The sequence below is a fragment of the Micrococcus sp. GbtcB5 genome (genome assembly GCF_019091605.1).
In the GTDB taxonomy this organism is placed as follows: Bacteria; Actinomycetota; Actinomycetes; order Actinomycetales; family Micrococcaceae; genus Micrococcus; species Micrococcus luteus.
In genome coordinates, this window is sequence record NZ_JAGXJK010000021.1 from 20367 (window position 1) to 37139 (window position 16773).

Annotated in this window: 16 protein-coding genes; 6 read left to right on the plus strand and 10 right to left on the minus strand. The window is 73.9% G+C overall.

Features of this window, described 5'->3' with window-relative positions; genetic code table 11:
- Positions 1-6 precede the first annotated feature (6 nt).
- Positions 7-453: a YchJ family protein gene (locus KVS67_RS08880; protein WP_049148014.1), complete on the minus strand. Its 447-nt coding sequence runs from the start codon at positions 451-453 to the stop codon at positions 7-9.
- The gene (locus KVS67_RS08885; RefSeq protein WP_155643109.1) at positions 450-614 is read right to left on the minus strand and encodes a hypothetical protein; all 165 of its coding nucleotides are present in this window, start codon (positions 612-614) and stop codon (positions 450-452) included. Before KVS67_RS08885 ends, KVS67_RS08880 begins: the two co-directional genes overlap by 4 nt.
- Positions 615-790: 176 nt before the next feature.
- Here KVS67_RS08885 and purS point away from each other — a divergent pair, with 176 nt between their 5' ends.
- The 4 genes from purS (at position 791) to KVS67_RS08905 (ending at position 4768) form a co-directional block, all read left to right on the plus strand.
- Positions 791-1057, plus strand: a complete 267-nt coding sequence (purS, locus tag KVS67_RS08890; protein ID WP_002856633.1) for a phosphoribosylformylglycinamidine synthase subunit PurS — start codon at positions 791-793, stop codon at positions 1055-1057.
- On the plus strand, positions 1054-1848 hold the full coding sequence (gene purQ, locus KVS67_RS08895; protein WP_063190148.1) for a phosphoribosylformylglycinamidine synthase subunit PurQ: 795 nt from the start codon (positions 1054-1056) through the stop codon (positions 1846-1848). Before purS ends, purQ begins: the two co-directional genes overlap by 4 nt.
- Complete coding sequence (gene purL, locus KVS67_RS08900) at positions 1845-4151, plus strand: phosphoribosylformylglycinamidine synthase subunit PurL (protein ID WP_063190149.1); 2307 nt, start codon at positions 1845-1847, stop codon at positions 4149-4151. The genes purQ and purL overlap by 4 nt, the downstream gene beginning before the upstream one ends.
- A gap of 236 nt (positions 4152-4387) precedes the next feature.
- On the plus strand, positions 4388-4768 hold the full coding sequence (locus KVS67_RS08905) for a YtxH domain-containing protein (protein WP_063190150.1): 381 nt from the start codon (positions 4388-4390) through the stop codon (positions 4766-4768).
- Positions 4769-4831: 63 nt separating this feature from the next.
- On the opposite strand, the gene KVS67_RS08910 is transcribed toward KVS67_RS08905, so the two are convergent.
- From KVS67_RS08910 to KVS67_RS08920, 3 genes are read right to left on the minus strand one after another with little or no spacing between them, the layout of a single operon-like run.
- Positions 4832-5578 carry a hypothetical protein gene (locus KVS67_RS08910; RefSeq protein WP_063189903.1) on the minus strand — a complete coding sequence of 249 codons (747 nt, stop codon included), beginning with the start codon at positions 5576-5578 and terminating at the stop codon, positions 4832-4834.
- Positions 5575-6285 carry a Tat (twin-arginine translocation) pathway signal sequence gene (locus KVS67_RS08915; protein ID WP_208011538.1) on the minus strand — a complete coding sequence of 237 codons (711 nt, stop codon included), beginning with the start codon at positions 6283-6285 and terminating at the stop codon, positions 5575-5577. Before KVS67_RS08915 ends, KVS67_RS08910 begins: the two co-directional genes overlap by 4 nt.
- 58 nt (positions 6286-6343) lie before the next feature.
- Positions 6344-7765: an LLM class flavin-dependent oxidoreductase gene (locus tag KVS67_RS08920; RefSeq protein WP_217565271.1), complete on the minus strand. Its 1422-nt coding sequence runs from the start codon at positions 7763-7765 to the stop codon at positions 6344-6346.
- A gap of 334 nt (positions 7766-8099) precedes the next feature.
- On the opposite strand from KVS67_RS08920, the gene KVS67_RS08925 reads away from it, so the two are divergent.
- Positions 8100-8858, plus strand: a complete 759-nt coding sequence (locus KVS67_RS08925) for an ABC transporter permease (RefSeq protein WP_231866337.1) — start codon at positions 8100-8102, stop codon at positions 8856-8858.
- Between the two features lie 31 nt (positions 8859-8889).
- Here KVS67_RS08925 and KVS67_RS08930 read toward each other — a convergent pair whose 3' ends face one another.
- Positions 8890-10146 (minus strand): acyl-CoA dehydrogenase family protein, encoded by a 1257-nt coding sequence (locus KVS67_RS08930; RefSeq protein WP_063189897.1) that lies wholly within the window; start codon positions 10144-10146, stop codon positions 8890-8892.
- A 210-nt stretch (positions 10147-10356) separates the two neighbouring features.
- Between KVS67_RS08930 and acs the strand changes: the two genes are divergently transcribed.
- Positions 10357-12561, plus strand: a complete 2205-nt coding sequence (gene acs, locus KVS67_RS08935) for an acetate--CoA ligase (RefSeq protein WP_063189895.1) — start codon at positions 10357-10359, stop codon at positions 12559-12561.
- Here the strand turns inward: acs and KVS67_RS08940 are convergent.
- From KVS67_RS08940 to KVS67_RS08955, 4 genes are all read right to left on the minus strand, one after another.
- On the minus strand, positions 12510-13799 hold the full coding sequence (locus tag KVS67_RS08940) for a M20 family metallopeptidase (RefSeq protein ID WP_044658670.1): 1290 nt from the start codon (positions 13797-13799) through the stop codon (positions 12510-12512). The two genes, acs and KVS67_RS08940, sit on opposite strands and share 52 nt — an antisense overlap.
- Before the next feature lie 51 nt (positions 13800-13850).
- Positions 13851-14648, minus strand: coding sequence for a hypothetical protein (locus KVS67_RS08945; protein WP_020621429.1), 798 nt, complete (start codon positions 14646-14648; stop codon positions 13851-13853).
- A gap of 138 nt (positions 14649-14786) precedes the next feature.
- Positions 14787-15665 carry a siderophore-interacting protein gene (locus tag KVS67_RS08950; protein WP_020621428.1) on the minus strand — a complete coding sequence of 293 codons (879 nt, stop codon included), beginning with the start codon at positions 15663-15665 and terminating at the stop codon, positions 14787-14789.
- A 109-nt stretch (positions 15666-15774) separates the two neighbouring features.
- Positions 15775-16773: NtaA/DmoA family FMN-dependent monooxygenase (locus KVS67_RS08955; RefSeq protein ID WP_217565272.1), on the minus strand; the 999-nt coding region annotated here is incomplete at its 5' end.

Below are 16773 nucleotides of genomic sequence, written 5' to 3' on the forward strand. Positions count from 1 at the left end.
CCGGCCTCAGCGCACGTCGCCGTTAACGTAGCGCCAGATCCCGTCCTCACGGCGGAACCGGCTGACCTCATGGAGTCGGAACCGCCCCTCGGCCCCCGTGCCGACGGCCACGAACTCCACGGTCCCGGCGTCCTGGAACGGCCCGCCGTCCCGCACGTCCAGCACCGCCAGGCGGGTGAACCGCGGCGCCTGTTCCCCCTCGGTCGGCAGCAGCTCGGCCGCGGTGGGCCGGTGCTCGGGAACCCAGGTCGCGGCGAGATAGTCGGCCATCGCCCGCGCCTCTGCCGTCCCGGCCTCGCCCAGCCGCGCGAACGCCGTGTACCGGGAGCGCATGAGCGCCTCGGCGGTGGGCGCGGTCAGGGCGCCGTCCTGGGCGAAACGCGCGTGCAGGCGACCGCAGCACGCCGCGAGCCCGGCTCCGGACCCGCAGGGGCAGGGCTCGGGACGGCTCACCGGCGCGGGCGCCCGGTCGCGCGACGCCGGGCGGACCGGGCCGTGATGCGGCGCACTCCCGTCAGCACGACGCCGGCCGCCGCGGCGAGCAGCGCGGGGCCGAGCGGGCTGATCGGCCGACGTCGACCGAGCGGGGACACACGGGTCTGCTGAGGTCTCATGCCGCCAGGCTACGCCGGGCCGGCTGCCGCGTGCCGCCCCCATCACACCCACGATCCCGCGTCCAGGCGGCCGAGTAGACTGGACGGGCAAGCACGCGGAGCGCCCCGGGCCGGGCGTGAGACGGCATCTACACCGTCCTGCTCCGCGGCATCGTCCCGCACCCAGGAGCGTGTTCATGCCCATCATCGTCGTCGACGTCATGCCCAAGCCCGAGATCCTCGATCCGCAGGGCAAGGCGATCAACGGGGCCCTGCCCCGCCTCGGCTTCACCGAGTTCAGCCAGGTCCGCCAGGGCAAGCGCTTCGAGCTCACCGTGGAGGGCGAGGTCACCGACGAGATCCTCGCCCAGGCGCGCACGGCCGCCGAGGAAATGCTGTCCAACCCCGTCATCGAGGACGTCGTGAACGTGGCCGTCCTGGACGAGGCCGAGGGCGCCCGATGACCGAGCTCCCCCTCATCGGCCACTACTCGACCCCGACGACGCCGCTCAGCGGCGCGCGCATCGGCGTCATCACCTTCCCCGGCACCCTGGACGACGTGGACGCGCTGCGCGCCGTCCGCCTCGCCGGCGCCGAGCCCGTCTCCCTGTGGCACGCCGACGCGGACCCGCAGCGGACGCTCGCCGGCGTGGACGCCGTCGTGATCCCGGGCGGCTTCTCCTACGGCGACTACCTGCGCGCCGGCGCGATCGCGCGCTTCGCCCCCATGATGGACGCGGTGGCGACGGCGGCCGGCGGCCCCGAGGGCGACGCGGACGGCCTGCCGGTGCTCGGCATCTGCAACGGCTTCCAGATCCTCACCGAGTCGCACCTGCTGCCGGGCTCGATGATCAAGAACGACCACCTGCACTTCATCTGCCGCGACCAGGAGCTGGTCGTGGAGAGCACGGACACCGTGTGGACCCGCGACTTCGAGCAGGGCCAGACCATCACCGTGCCCCTGAAGAACCAGGACGGCCAGTACGTGGCGGACGAGAAGACCCTCGACGCCCTCGAGGCCGAGGGCCGCGTGGTGTTCCGCTATCAGGGCTGGAACCCCAACGGCTCGCGCCGGGACATCGCGGGCATCGCGAACCCGGCCGGCAACGTCGTCGGCCTGATGCCGCACCCGGAGCACGCCGTGGAGCCGGGCTTCGGCCCGGACACCGCCGCCGGCCCCCGCTCCGGCGTGGACGGCCTCGGCTTCTTCACCTCCGTCCTGACCACCCTCGCCAGCCGTGGAGGCCATGCATGAGCCAGCAGTTCAACATCGAGACGGTCGCGGACGCCCAGGCGACACCGGACGTCGAGCAGCCCTGGGCCGAGCTGGGCCTGAAGGAGAACGAGTACGCCGAGATCAAGAAGATCCTCGGCCGCCGCCCCACCGCGGCCGAGCTGGCCATGTACTCGGTCATGTGGTCCGAGCACTGCTCGTACAAGTCCTCGAAGGTGCACCTGCGCCAGTTCGGCGAGAAGCTCACCGACGAGATGAAGCAGCACATGATGGTGGGCATCGGCGAGAACGCCGGTGTGACCGATCTCGGTGACGGCTGGGCCGTGACGTTCAAGGTCGAGTCCCACAACTCGCCCTCCTACGTGGAGCCCTACCAGGGCGCGGCCACGGGCATCGGCGGCATCGTGCGCGACATCATCTCCATGGGCGCCCGCCCGGTGGCCGTGATGGACCCGCTGCGCTTCGGCGCGATCGACCACCCGGACACCGCCCGCGTGTTCCACGGCGTGGTGGCCGGCATCGGCGGCTACGGCAACTCCCTGGGCCTGCCGAACATCGGCGGCGAGACCCGCTTCGACCCGATCTACCAGGGCAACCCGCTCGTCAACGCCCTCGCCGTGGGCGTGCTCAAGCACGAGGACCTGCGCCTGGCCAACGCCTCCGGCGTGGGCAACAAGGTGGTCCTGTTCGGCGCCCGCACCGGCGGTGACGGCATCGGCGGCGCCTCCGTGCTGGCCTCCGAGTCCTTCGACGGCGACGGCAAGCCCGCCAAGCGCCCCTCGGTGCAGGTCGGCGACCCCTTCTCCGAGAAGGTGCTCATCGAGTGCTGCCTCGAGCTGTTCCGCGACTCCCTCGTCGAGGGCATCCAGGACCTCGGCGCCGCCGGCATCTCCTGCGCCACCTCCGAGCTCGCCTCCAACGGCGAGGGCGGCATGCGCGTGGAGCTCACGGACGTGCTGCTGCGCGACTCCACGCTGACCCCGGGCGAGATCCTCATGTCCGAGTCGCAGGAGCGCATGATGGCCGTGGTGACGCCGGAGAACGTCGCCGCCTTCGAGGCCGTCATGGCCAAGTGGGACGTCGAGTACTCCTGGCTGGGCGAGGTCACCGGTGACGGCCGCCTGATCATCACCTGGGACGGCGAGGTCATCGTCGACGTGGACCCGCGCACCGTGGCCCACGACGGCCCGGTCTACGAGCGCCCGTACGCGCGTCCGGCCTGGCAGGACGAGCTCCAGGCGGACACGTTCCGCTCCTCCGAGGCCGGTCAGCACCTGCCCGCCACGGGCGAGGAGCTGCGCGCCGCCGTCGTGGAGCTGATGAGCTCCCCGAACCTGGCGGACACCTCCTGGATCACCCGCCAGTACGACCGCTACGTCCGCGGCAACACCGCCCTGGCGGCCCCGGACGACGCGGGCGTGGTGCGCGTGGACGAGGAGACCGGCATGGGCGTGGCCCTGGCCACGGACTGCAACGACCGGTTCACCTACCTGGACCCGTACACGGGCGCGCAGGCCTCCCTGGCCGAGGCGTACCGCAACGTCACCACCGCCGGGGCCGTGCCCCTGGCCGTCTCCGACTGCCTGAACTTCGGCTCCCCCGAGGACCCGGACGTGATGTGGCAGTTCGCGGAGGCCGTGCGCGGCCTGGCGGACGGCTGCCAGACCCTCGGCATCCCGGTGACCGGCGGCAACGTGTCCCTGTACAACCAGACGGGCAGCACCCCGATCCACCCCACCCCCACGGTGGCGGTGCTCGGCCAGCTCGACGACGTCCTGCGTCGCACCCCCTCCGGCTTCGCCCCGGACGCGGACGGCCAGGCGATCTACCTGCTGGGCGAGACCGCGGACGAGCTGGACGGCTCCGAGTTCGCGCGCCTGCGCGGCCACCTCGGCGGCCTGCCCCCGAAGGTGGACCTGAAGAAGGAGCGCCTGCTCGGCGAGCTGCTGGTCAACATGTCCCGGGACGGCATGATCGACGCCGCCCACGACGTCTCCGGCGGCGGCCTCGCGGCCACCCTGTCCGAGATGGTGCTGCGCTTCGGCGTGGGCGCCCGCGTGGTGCTGGACGAGGTGCTGCGCCGCGACGGCGTGGACCTGTTCACCGCCCTGTTCTCCGAGACGCAGGCGCGCGCCGTCGTGGCCGTGCCCCGCACCGAGGAGGTCCGGTTCACGGACATGACCACGGCCCGCGGCTACGCGGCCGCGCGCATCGGCGTGGTGGACGCCGACTCCGCGGCCCTCGAGGTCCAGGACGCCTTCACCCTGCCGATCGCGGAGCTGCGTGAGGCCTGGGAGGCCACCCTGCCGAAGCGCTTCGGCTGACCCCCTGGGCCTAAGGGTCCCGGCACGACGACGGCCGCTCACCCCCGGGGGGGGGCGGCCGGCGTCGTGGGGCGGGACGGGGGGGACGGGCGGCGCCGGCCCCCGCGCGGCCGTGCGCCTCAACCCCTGACGCGGCGGGCTCCGGTGACCAGAGGGAACCCCGGACAGCGCAGCAGCGCGCCGCCCGGCCCGTCCAAGAGGGTCGGCGCGGTCCCGACACACGAAGGAGACCCCCCATGCGCCTCATCACCCTGGGCCTCGGCGCCGCACTCGGCTACCTGCTCGGCTCCGCCGAGGGCCGCAAGAACCTCGAGAAGATGACCCAGAACGCCCAGAAGCTCTGGAACGACCCCAAGACCCAGGAGAAGGTCGGCCATGTCCAGGAGACCGCCCAGCAGAAGTTCGCTGAGGTGAAGAAGTCCGATCCGGTGCAAAAGGCCACGGCGAAGGTGGAGGATGCCATGCAGGGCAACGACAAGAAGAACGACGTCCGCGACGACCGCGTGACCGAGTCCAACAACGACAACGTCACCACGGCGGCCCGCCACGGCGCCGAGCCGGACACCGTCTCGGACCCGTCCACCCCGCTGGGTGACGAGGGTCCGCAGACGCGCTGACCCGGCCAGACACGGCGGCCCGCCTCCCCGAGGGGAGGCGGGCCGCCGTCGTCGTGGGCCGGATCAGCCGTCCTGCGTCAGGACCTCATCGGCCGGCGGGGCCTGCACCGGATCCACCTCGCCCATCTCGGAGATGGTCACCACGGCCTTCGTGCCGGCGGACTCGGTCTCCACGGTGAGCAGGCGGCCGTCCTCCTTGGACACCGTGAACGCGGTCAGCGCCACGCCCTCCTGCGGGCCCGAGACGGGCTCGTCCAGCACGTAGCGGATTGCGTCCTGACCGCTGCGGCGGATGCCGTCCGCGTCCGCCTCGACGTCGTCCAGGCCGCCCGACTCCGGCAGGGAGCCCAGCAGCGAGCTCACCATCGCGCCCATGCCGGTGGTGCTGGGATCGCCCTCGTAGGGGGTGGCGGTCCATCGCTCGGCATAGGCGGGGTGGTCTTCGCCGCTCGCGCCGACGCGCTCCACCGTGAACCGGGAGTACGCGGTGCCGTCCACGATCCGGGACTCGTCCCGGGTGATCAGACCGTCGTCCTTGTACACGGACACGTACCGCATGGACGAGCCGTCCACGGGGCCGGAGATGTCCACCGAGTCCGGGACCGCGCGACCGTTGCTCGGAGCCTCGGACCGCAGCTCGGTGACCATGCGGACGGAGTCGGCCTCCTCGAGCTGGGTGCGGGCGCGGTCCCAGGCGCCGGGGGCGTCGTCGCCCGAGGCGCAGCCGGTCAGCAGCAGGGCGGCCGCCCCGACGGCGGCGAGGGACAGGCCGCGGCGGGTGCGGCGGGTCTGGGTCTGGCGCTGCCTCACTCGGCCACCTCCTCCGGCGCCTCGGCCGGCTCGATCTGGTTCCAGTCGCTCAGGGCGTACTGCTGGGTGGCCTGGCCGTCGTCGACGGTGAGCGCGACCAGCTCGCCGTCGCCGTCCACCGTGAAGGAGTGCACCCGGGTGACGTCGCCGTCGGCCATCGCCGCGTCGGCGACCTCCTCGGGCACGGCATAGCGGTAGGCCGTGCCGCCGTCCCAGTCGACCTCCTCGGCACGCACCTCGGCGCCGTCGAGGGCGTCCGCCGCGGGGAAGCCCACCTGGTCGAGGAGGGACTTCAGGGGCGGCTCCTGCCCCTCACCGGCCGAGACACGACGCCACTGCGGATCGGCGTACATCAGCTGGACGTCGTCCGGGACGTCGGACCCGTCCACCTCGACCCGCACGAACACGTCCTCGCCGACCTGGCGGGACTCCATGGTGATGTGCGAGTCCCGGCCGACCTGCATGACGCCCTTCGACTCGGCGTCGCCGCCGTCGAGCCGACCGGCGATGTCCCAGCGGACCGACTGCGGGCCCTGACGACCCGTGGTGTAGGCGGTCTCGAGTCGGACGGTCTCGGCCTCGTCCACCTGGGTGCGGGCCTGATGCCAGGCCTCCCCCACCGACTGCGGCTCGGATCCGCACCCGGCCAAGGCCAGGGCGCCCACGACGCCGAGCCCGGCCGCGCGGACGGCACGTCTGCGCTGCATGTTCTCCTCCTGGGGCTGCTGCCGGCCGAGGCAGGGCGCCGCGGCCACTGGCGTCACCCTACCGGCGGCGCAGGGCGAAGGACGCGCCGTGGTGGTTCTGCGGCAGGTGGTCGCCGCGGCCGAAGAGCTTGTGGCGCAGCGTGCCGTCCGTGTACGCGGTCTTGTAGCGGCCGAGCTTCTGCAGCTCCGGCACCACGAACTCCACGATGTCCTCGAAGGTGCCCGGGGTGATGTGGTAGGCGAGGTTGAAGCCGTCCACGTCGGTCTCGTCGGCCCACTCGACGAGCTGACGGGCCGCGGACTCGCCGCCGCCCACGATCACGGGGCCGAAGCCGCCGATGCCCACCCACTCGGCGAGCTTGCGCACGGTCCACTCCTCATCCGTGCCGGAGGCCTTCTGGAAGGTCTCCACGGCGGACTGGATGGCGTTCGAGTTCACGTCCCCGATCGGCTCGTCCAGGTCGTACTGGGACAGGTCGATGCCCATCCAGCCGGACATGAGCACGAGGCCGCCCAGCGGGTCCACGTACTGCGCCAGGTCGTCGTACTTGGCCCGCGCGTCCTCGTCGGTGGCCCCGGTGACGATCGTCTGCATCGCGAAGATCTTCACGTCGTACGGGTCACGGCCGGCGTCCACCAGGGCCTGGCGGATCTTCTTCACGGTGGCGGCCGCCAGCTCCTTCGTGGGGGAGTTGATGAACACGGCCTCGGCGTGCTTGCCGGCGAAGGCGCGGCCGCGCGTCGAGGCGCCGGCCTGGTAGATCACGGGGGTGCGCTGCATGGACGGCTCGGTGACGGCGTGGCCGGGGACCTTGAACCACGTGCCCTCGTGGGCGATGTCGTGGACCTTGGCCGGGTCCGCGAACACGCCGGACGCCTTGTCGTAGACGACGGCGTCGTCCTCCCACGAGCCCTCGAGGAGCTTGTAGACGACGTCGAGGTACTCGTCGGCGTGCTCGTAGCGCTCGTCGTGCTCCATCTGGTCGTCCTGGCCCATGTTCTGGGCGGCGGAGGGCAGGTAGCCGGTGACCACGTTCCAGCCCACGCGGCCGCCCGTGAGGTGATCGAGCGTGGCGAGGCGGCGGGCGAACGGGTAGGGGTGCTCGTAGGCGGTGCCGGCGGTGACGCCGAAGCCGAGGTGCTCGGTGACCGCGGCCATCGCGGAGACGAGCAGGAACGGGTCGTTCACGGGGGTCTGCGCGCCGGTCCTGATGGCGGCCTCGGAGGTGCCGCCGTACACGGAGTACGGGCCGAGGACGTCGGCGATGAACAGGCCGTCGAACAGGCCCTTCTCCAGCGTCTGCGCCAGGTGCGTCCAGTAGCCCAGGGTGTTGTAGTCCCGGGCGTGGTCGTCGGGGTGACGCCAGAGACCCGGGGACTGGTGGGCGACGCAGTTCATGTCGAATGCGTTGAAGAGGATCGCGCGGTGCTCGTCCGGGCGGGTGGGTGCTCCGGCCCCGGCGTTCTCGGCGGTGCTCATGGGTCTCCTTTCCAGGGCCGCCCGGTCGCAGGGGCGCGGCCGGGCGGGCGACGGTTCCGCACCATGCAACGCCGACGCGGCCGGCGGTGGAAGTCGGTCCGGCCCAGGGGTTCATGACGGCCCCGCCGGGCCCGGCCACGCGTGCGGCGCCCGGTTCGTGACATGCCCCGACCGTGACGGAGGGCACGTCCGCGGGCGGCGGCCCTGTTGCGGCTCAGTGGCACCCCAGCGCTGAGCCAGAGGCGCACCAGCGCTGAGCCAGAGAAATCTGCTGCATCCACCCCGCGGAGACGACCGAAACGTCTGGCTCAGCGCTGGCCCAGCCCGGTCCCGGGTGCTGGACCGGCCCGGCGCCCGGGCGGTGGTGGGCCTGGCCGCGCCCGCCGTCCTCCTGGTGCTGTGGTGGGCGGTGACGGCCGCCGGGCTGCTCTCCGCGGTGCAGCTGCCCTCCCCCGGCGCGGTGCTGAGCGCCGGCGTCAACCTGCTGGAGCGGGGCGACCTGTGGCTGCACGTGGGGATCTCCACCCAGCGCGTGCTGCTGGGCTTCCTGCTCGGCGCCGCACTCGGGCTGGCCGTGGGGTCCGCGCTCGGGCTGTCCCGGTGGGCGGACGCGCTGTTCGCCCCGCTGATCGGGGCGCTGCGCGCGGTGCCCTCGCTGGCCTGGGTGCCGCTGCTGATCCTGTGGATGCAGATCGGCGAGGAGTCCAAGGTCACCCTCATCGCGATCGGCGCGTTCTTCCCGGTGTTCACCACCGTCTACGCCGCCCTGCGCCATGTGGACCCGCACCTGGTGGAGGCCGGTCGGGCCTTCGGCTACCACGGGCTGTCCCTGCTGCGGACGGTGCAGCTGCCCGCCGTGGTGCCGGCCGTGTTCTCCGGCCTGCGGCTGGCCCTGGCCCAGGCCTGGCTGTTCCTGGTGGCCGCGGAGCTGATCGCCTCCTCGATGGGCCTGGGCTTCCTGCTCACCGACTCGCAGAACAACGGACGCACGGACCGCCTGATCCTGGCGATCATCCTGCTCGCCGTGCTCGGCAAGCTCACCGACTGGCTGCTCGGCCTGCTGGAGCGCCGGGCCCTGCGCCGCTGGGCCTGAGCCCGGCACGTCCGGCCGCCCGGTCGTCGGGTCAGTCCCCCTCGGGGACCTCGCCGGCCGACGTGTAGGCGGTCGGCGGGGTGCCGTTCACGAGCCAGTCGCCGGCCATGCGCACCTTGAACGCCGCCGGGTCGTGGGTGGCGAGGGTGCGGGCGTTGCGCCAGTGCCGGTCGAGCCGCAGCGTGGCCGACGTCGCCGACGCGCCGAGCGTGTCGAAGATGCGGGTGCACACCTCGAGGACGGCCTCCGGCACCACGGCCTGGGCCCGGTACGCGGCCGCCATCGCCTCGGCGGACGCCGCCACGACGTCGGCCTCCGCCGGGCCGGCCCCGTCGGCGCCGTCCTGCCCCTCGTCGAGCAGCCGCCCGATCTCGCGCACCATCAGCTCGGCCGCGGCCTGCCGCCCGGCCAGCTGCCCCATGATCTCGAGGAGCTGGGGGTCGTCCTTGGGCAGCGCGGCCGTGCCGGTGTTGAAGGTGCGGCGCCGCTGCCGCAGCAGCTGCGTGCCCTCCGTGAGCGCCGCCCGGCCGATCCCGGCCTGCAGCGCCAGCAGGGTCGCCTCCATGAGCACGGGCACGGGCCCGTCCTGCCGCGGCACCTCGAGCAGCTCCTCGGCCGCGGCGTCGTCGAGCACCACGGACCCGGTGGCGGTCAGGCGCTGGCCGAAGCCGTCCCAGTCGTCCTTGATGCCCACGCGCGGCTGACGCACGCGCACGACGGCGACGGCCCGGTCCGGCTCGCGGACCGCGCCCCCGGCCCGCTTGGAGTTCCGGCGGGAGACGAGGTCCGCCCCCTCGATGCCCACGGTCGCGGCGGTCCACGTGGCGAAGGCCGAGCCGGTCGCGTAGTACTTCTGCCCCCGCACGACCCAGGTGCCGCCCTCGTCCCGGCTGGCCAGGGTGGCGGCACGGCCCGGCGCGGCCCCGCCGGCGCGTTCGGCCAGGGCGGAGCCGGCCCAGTCCCCGTCGACGATGTGCCGCAGCCACCGCTCCCGACGGGCGGGCGCCTGGTCCATGGCCGTGGCGATGAACACGAGGTGGGAGCGCCAGACGTGCGCGGTGTTCACGTCCCGGGCGGCCAGGTCCATGAGCAGGCGCAGCACGGTCTCGCTGCCGCCGCCCTCGCCGCCCGCGTCCTCGGGGACACCGACCTTGCCGAACCCGGCGGCCTGCAGCTCCGCGAGGGCGGCGAACGGCAGGTGCCGGCCCGCCTCGCGGGCCCGCTCGCCGTGGGCGACGGAGTCGAAGGCGTCGGCGTACCGGGCGGCGAGGGTGGCGTAGGTGGTCATGGCCCTACTCTGACACGCGCGGGCGGGCCGGCGGCCGGGGCGACCCGGCCGTGGGACGGGATCCACACCGGCCGCCGTCGCCCTGGCCCGCGCCGGGCGCCCGCGGGGGTCCGGCGGGCCGAGCATGACCGCCGGTGACGACGGCGGGCGGGGCGCCGTCGTCGTCGTCCCTAGCCTGGTCGGACCCGCCGACCAGGAGGACCGCCGCCCATGACGCCCACCGAGGACCCCGCCCGCCCCGACCCGGCCGAGGAGGGCGCCTCCGGGGCCGTCCGCGGACCGAACGACGGCGTGCCCGCCGCGGCCCTCGCCACGCTGCCCGGCCCCCTCCCGCAGGCGCTCGTCGACGCCGCCGACCCGGACGTCCACCCCGGCCGCCCGGCGGACCGGCTGCACGGCGGGCGCGGCGACGGCCGCCCGGTGGCCGAGGCGGACCGGCTCGCGTTCTGGGAGGCGGCCGGCCGACGTCTGAGCTGGGAGCGACCCTTCACCCGGACGCGCTCCCTCACCGCCCCGGACCCGGCCGCCGAGCGCGGCCCGGAGATCCGCTGGTACGAGGACGGCACCCTGAACGTGGCCGTGAACTGCGTGGACCGCCACGTGGCGGCGGGGCGCGGGGAGAAGGTCGCCCTGTACTTCGAGGGCGAGCCCGGCGACCGCCGCGCCGTCACCTACGCACAGCTGCAGCGCGAGGTCGCCCAGGCCGCGAACGCCCTCGAGGAGCTGGGCATCGAGGCGGGCGACCGCGTCGTCGTGTACCTGCCCGTGCTCGTCGAGACGATCGTCATCACGCTGGCGTGCGCGCGGATCGGCGCCGTGCACTCGCTCGTGTTCGGCGGGTTCTCGGCGGAGGCGCTGCGGTTCCGCGTGGAGGACACGGGCGCCAAGCTGCTCGTCACCACCGACGGCCAGTTCCGCCGCGGCACCGCCGTCCCCGTGAAGGCCAACGCGGACGAGGCCGTGTCCGGGGACAACGCGATCGAGCACGTCCTCGTCCTGGACCGCACGGGCCACCGGGACATCCCGTGGACCGAGGGCCGGGACCTGTGGTGGCACGACGTCGTGGACCGCCAGCCGGACACCCACACCCCGCGCGCCTTCGACGCGGAGCACCCGCTGTTCATCATGTACACCTCCGGCACCACGGGACAGCCCAAGGGGCTCGTGCACACCTCCGGCGGGTACCTCGCCGCGGCCTCGTGGACACACGACTTCCTGTTCTCCCACCCGGACCCGGCACGGCGCGACGACGACGTCCACTGGTGCACCGCGGACCTGGCCTGGGTCACCGCGCACACCTACGAGATCTACGGTCCGCTCTCGAACGGGGTCACGCAGGTGATCTACGAGGGCGTGCCGAACGCCCCGCACCCGGGCCGGCACTTCGAGGTGATCGAGCGCTACCGGGTGACGAGCTACTACACGGCGCCCACCCTGATCCGCTCGCTCAAGGGCTGGCATCCGGACGGGATCCCGGCGCACGCGGACGGCGGCCCGGACCTGTCCTCGATCCGCCTGATCGGCACCGTGGGCGAGTCCGTGAACCCGGAGGCCTGGACGTGGGCGCGGACCCAGATCGGCCGGGACACCCCGGACCTGCCGATGGTGGACACGTGGTGGCAGTCCGAGACGGGCGCCACCGTGCTCTCCCCCCGCCCCACGGACACGGCCTTCAAGCCGGGCTGCGGCTCCCGGCCCCTGCCGGGGGTGGACGTGGCCGTGGTCGACGACGACGGCACCCCCACGCCCGAGGGCCTGCAGGGTCGGATCGTGGTCACCCGCACCTCGCCGTCGATGGCCCGGACCGTGTGGCAGAACCCGGCCCGCTACTTCCACTCGTACTGGGAGGACTACGCGGACCAGGGCGAGGCGGGCTGGTTCCTCGCCGGCGACGGCGCCAAGCGGGACGAGGACGGCGACGTCTGGATCCTCGGGCGCGTGGACGACGTCATCAACATCTCCGGGCACCGGCTGAGCACCATCGAGATCGAGTCCGCCCTCGTGGCGCACCCGGAGGTGATCGAGGCGGGGGTGTGCCCCGTGCCGCACGAGACCACCGGGCACGCGGCCGTCGCCTTCGTGGTGGCGCACGAGAGCTGGCTGGCCGGCGACGACGGCCCCGGCGCCTCCGCCGCCGACCGTGCCGAGGAGCTGCGGCGGCATGTGGGGCGGGTGATCGGGCCGGTGGCCAAGCCCGCCGAGGTGGTCTTCGTCCCCGACGTGCCCAAGACCCGTTCGGGCAAGATCATGCGGCGGCTGCTGACGCAGCTGCACCAGGGCACCGCGCTCGGAGACACCACGAGCCTGCAGAACGAGCCGTGCGTCGGGCAGATCGCCGAGGTGCTCCGGGCCGGCCGCCGCGCTCAGGACGCCGGCCCCGGCGCCGTCCGCAGCGCCAGCTCGGCCAGCACCTGAGCGGCCCGCGGCACCACGGCGTCGTCGAACACGGCCTGCGGGGAGTGGTTGACCGGGGCCTCGTCCGGGTCCATGCCCTCCGGGACCGCCCCGAGCAGGACGTAGGCGCCGGGCACCCGCTGGAGGACCTCGGAGAAGTCCTCGCTGCCGGGCTCGGGCTCGGGCAGCTCCCGGTAGGCGTCGGCCCCGTAGAGGTCCTCCACGACCCCGCGGACGAAGGCCACCGCGTCCGGATCGTTGGCCGTCACCGGGAACGCGCAGTCCGTCCGGACCTGCGCGCTCATGCCGTGCGCCGCGGCGATCCCATGCACCAGGCGCTCCACGGCCGAGAGCAGCCGGGCGCGGGCGTCCGCGGAGAAGGTCCGCAGGGTGAGGGCGAGGGTGGCGCTGTCCGGGATGATGTTGGCCGCCGTGCCCGCGCTCAGGTGCCCGACGGTCGCGACCACCGGGTCGAAGGCGTCGAACTGCCGGGTGACCACGGACTGCAGCGCCAGCACCATCTCGGCGGCCACGGGCACCGGATCCTGGGCCAGGTGCGGCACCGAGCCGTGCCCGCCTCGACCGTGCACCGTCACCACCAGGTCGTCGCAGCCGGCCTGGATCGCCCCCGGGCGGCTGAGCAGGACGCCGCGCGGGTACGTGCCCGAGGAGACATGGATCGCGTAGGCGGCGTCCACCGGTCGCCCGGCCGCCTCCAGCAGCCCCTCCTGGATCATGTGCAGGGCGCCGCCGCCGGTCTCCTCCCCGGGCTGGAACATGGCCACCACGTCGGCGGTGAGCTCCCCGCGACGGCGCACCAGCCACGCCAGCGCGCCGTAGAGGCCGGCGGTGTGCAGGTCGTGGCCGCAGGCGTGCATGGTGCCCGGCACGGCGGGGGCGTACTCCAGCCCGGTCTCCTCCGTGACGGGCAGGGCGTCCATGTCCCCCCGCAGCAGCACGACCGGCCGCCGGGCCCCCTCCGGCAGCGGGGCCCCGCCGCGCAACACCACGACGACGGAGCTCAGCGCCCGGCCCACGCTCGTCTCCAGCGCGGGGCGACCGGTGGCGGCATCCTCCCCCGCCTCAGCGCGCAGGGCCTCGAGCCGCTCGAGGACGGCGGCCTGGGTGCGGGGCAGGTGCAGGTCCAGCTCCGGATGTCCGTGGAGGAGGCGGCGGAAGGCGATCGCCTCCCGGGCGATGTCCTCCGGCAGGTCCGGGGCGAGGGCGTTCGCGGGCGGGGTGGGGGCGGTGCGGTCCATCAGGACATCATGCCGTGGCGGCCCGCCAGCCCACCCGGATCGCGCAGCGGGTCAGCCGGCCAGCTCCTGCAGCTCGGCCAGGTCGAAGACGTCCTCCTTGGCGGGGGCCTCGGGCGCCTCGACCGCGTTCCACTCGGTGAAGGTGGCGTTCGCGTCCACGTCCTCGTCCTCCGAGTTCACGTCCTCGAGACGGTAGAGGGTCGTGCTCTCCGGGTCGATCAGCATCGTCCGGCCGAACTCGTGGTGCTCCTCGGGCAGCGCGTACTTGAGGTACGTCCTGCCCTCGAGCTCCACCTCCTCGGCCTTCAGGTCCTTGCCGTCGAAGGCGTCCGCGGCGGGCATGTCCTCCTCGAGGTCGGACATGATCTCCTGGAGTGAGATGTCCATCTGCGCGGCCTGATCGGCGCTCGTCTTGATCCAGCGGTCGCCCACGAGGGTGGAGAACATGCCCATCTCCTGGGGCAGGTCGTCACCGTCGGCCTTGAGCTTGAAGAACACGTCGGCGTCCCGGCGCAGGACCTCGATGTCCATGGTGGCCGCCCCCATGTCCATGTTCATGGTGCCCTTGAGGTGGGAGTCGTCGGTGGCGCCGGCGAGGTCCACGTTCAGGGACTGGCTGGCGTCCGTGCCCAGGGAGGCGGAGGGCGCCGCCGAGGCCGACGCGTCGTCCTTCTCCTCCTCCTTGTCGGCGGCGGTGCCCTCCACCCTCAGGCGCAGGCTCTCGGCGTCCACGACCTTCTGGCGGATCTCGGGCCAGCTCTCGTCCAGCGTCGGGTCGGAGGCGCAGCCGGTGAGCAGCAGACCGGAGGCGGCGAGCATGCCGACGGCGAGGCGTGCGGGCGTCTTCATGGGGACTCCTTCACAGAGGTGCGGACGTGCCGGCGGCCGGGCACCGCCGGACGATGACCCCTCGACCGTCTCACGTCACCCCTGGCCCGTCAGGCCCTGAGGGGCGGCGAAGCTGCTGCTGTGCCGAACCTGTGCGGGTCAGCCGCCGGTGGCGCCGTCCTCGAAGATCTGCCCCACCGGGGTCTGCTTCTCCGCCTGGAACACATCCTCGGCACGGCCGTAGGCCCAGTACGCGCTCACCGACAGCTGTCGCCGGTCCACGCCGCGCACGTCCGTGAGGTACGCCCGGACGCGCTTGACCTGCTCCCGCTCGCCGTGCACGAACGCGTGCACCCGTCCGTCCCGCCACGCCGCGCCCTCGACGGCGGCGGCGAACCTCGTCGTCTCCGGGGTGAAGGGGCCGCCGCGGTGCAGCCAGCGCACCTCGACGCCGGCCGGCGCGGTCAGGGGCACCTCGTCCCCGGCGTCGGTCACCTCGATCAGCGCGACGCCGGCCGCCGCGGCGTCCGTGGCGGCGAGGTCCTCGAGGGCGGCGGCGATCGCCGGCAGCGCGGCCTCGTCGCCGGCGAGCAGGTGCCAGTCGGCGGTGGGGTCGGGCCGGTAGGCGCCGCCGGGACCCAGGAACGCGACCTGCTGCCCCACCGGCTCGGACGCCGCCCACGCCCCGGCCAGGCCACCGTCGTGCCCGGGGGCGGCGCCGCCGTCGGACGCACCGTGGACCACGAAGTCGACATCCATGGTGCGGGCGGCCGCGTCCATGTGGCGCACCGTGTAGGTGCGGCGGACCGGCAGCTGCTCCGGGGCGAGGCGCTCGCGGAGGGCGTCCAGGTCGTACGGGGGCTCGAGGCCGAGCGCGGGGTCGGCGAAGAGCAGCTTCACGTACTGGTCCGTGGCGCCCTTCTCCGCCCAGCGGGCATGGACGGCGTCGAACTGCTCACCGCCGAGGGTCAGGCGCACGAGGTGCGGGGTGAGCCGGCGGGCGGCCACCACGGTGAGGACGGTCTGGGGCCGGGCCATGCGGGCCTCCTGGGGTCGGGGCGGGGTCTGCGCGGGTACGCGTCCCCCACTCTCCCACGACGAGACGGATTAGCGCACGTCAGCGTGACGTTTTCCCGTGGCGTCGGGGTCAGCGGAACCGGGCCCCCCGGTGGTCCTCCGGCAGCAGCGGTCCCCCGCCGGCCACGTTCTCGCGCAGGGTCCGCCCCGCCTCGGGCTCACGCAGCAGGCCGCGCCGCCGCAGCTCGGGGCTCACGAGCCGGGCGAACCGCTCGAGGTCCGTCGGGCGCACGGCCGCCGAGATGTTGAAGCCGTCCACGCCCGTCTCGCGGTGCCAGCGCTCGAGCTCATCGGCCACGGTGGCCGGGGACCCCACGATCACCGGCCCCCGCCCGCCCACGCTCACGAACTCCGCCACCTCGCGCACCGTCCAGCGACGGTCCGGCGACTGGGTGGTGAACGCGGCCAGCGCCGTCCGCGAGGCCTCGCTCTCCACGTGCTCCAGCTCGGCGTCCGGGTCCAGGCCGGACAGGTCCACCCCCGTCCAGCCGCCGAACAGCGCGAGCGCGGACTCCACGTCCACGTGTTCGTGGTACTCGGCCAGCCGCGCCTGCGCCTCCTCGTCCGTGTCCGCGACGACGACGGTCACCATCGCCAGCACGCGGATCGCGTCCTCGGGGCGGCCGGCCTCCCGCAGGCCCTCGCGGGTCTGCTCGACGAACCGCCGCACGTGCGCCGTCGTCGGGCCGATGTAGAAGACCGCCTCCGCGTGCTCGAGCGCGAACCGTCGCCCCCGCGAGGACGCGCCGGCCTGGAACAGGAACGGGGTGCCCTGCGGCCCGGGGTGCGCGAGCGCGACGCCGGGCAGGCGCACGTGCGGGCCCTCCACGCCGATCGGGTGCACCTTCGCCGGGTCCGCGAACACCCCGGACTCGCGGTCCGCCACGACGGCGTCCCGCTCCACGGACCCCTCGAACTGGCGGTACATGGCGTCGAGGTAGGCGTCGGCGCGGTCGTAGCGCTCGTCGTGGCCCGGCTGCCGGTCCAGGCCGAGGTTGCGTGCGGCCGGGTCCTGGTAGCCGGTCACCACGTTCCATGCGATGCGCCCCTCCCTGAAGTGGTCCAGGGA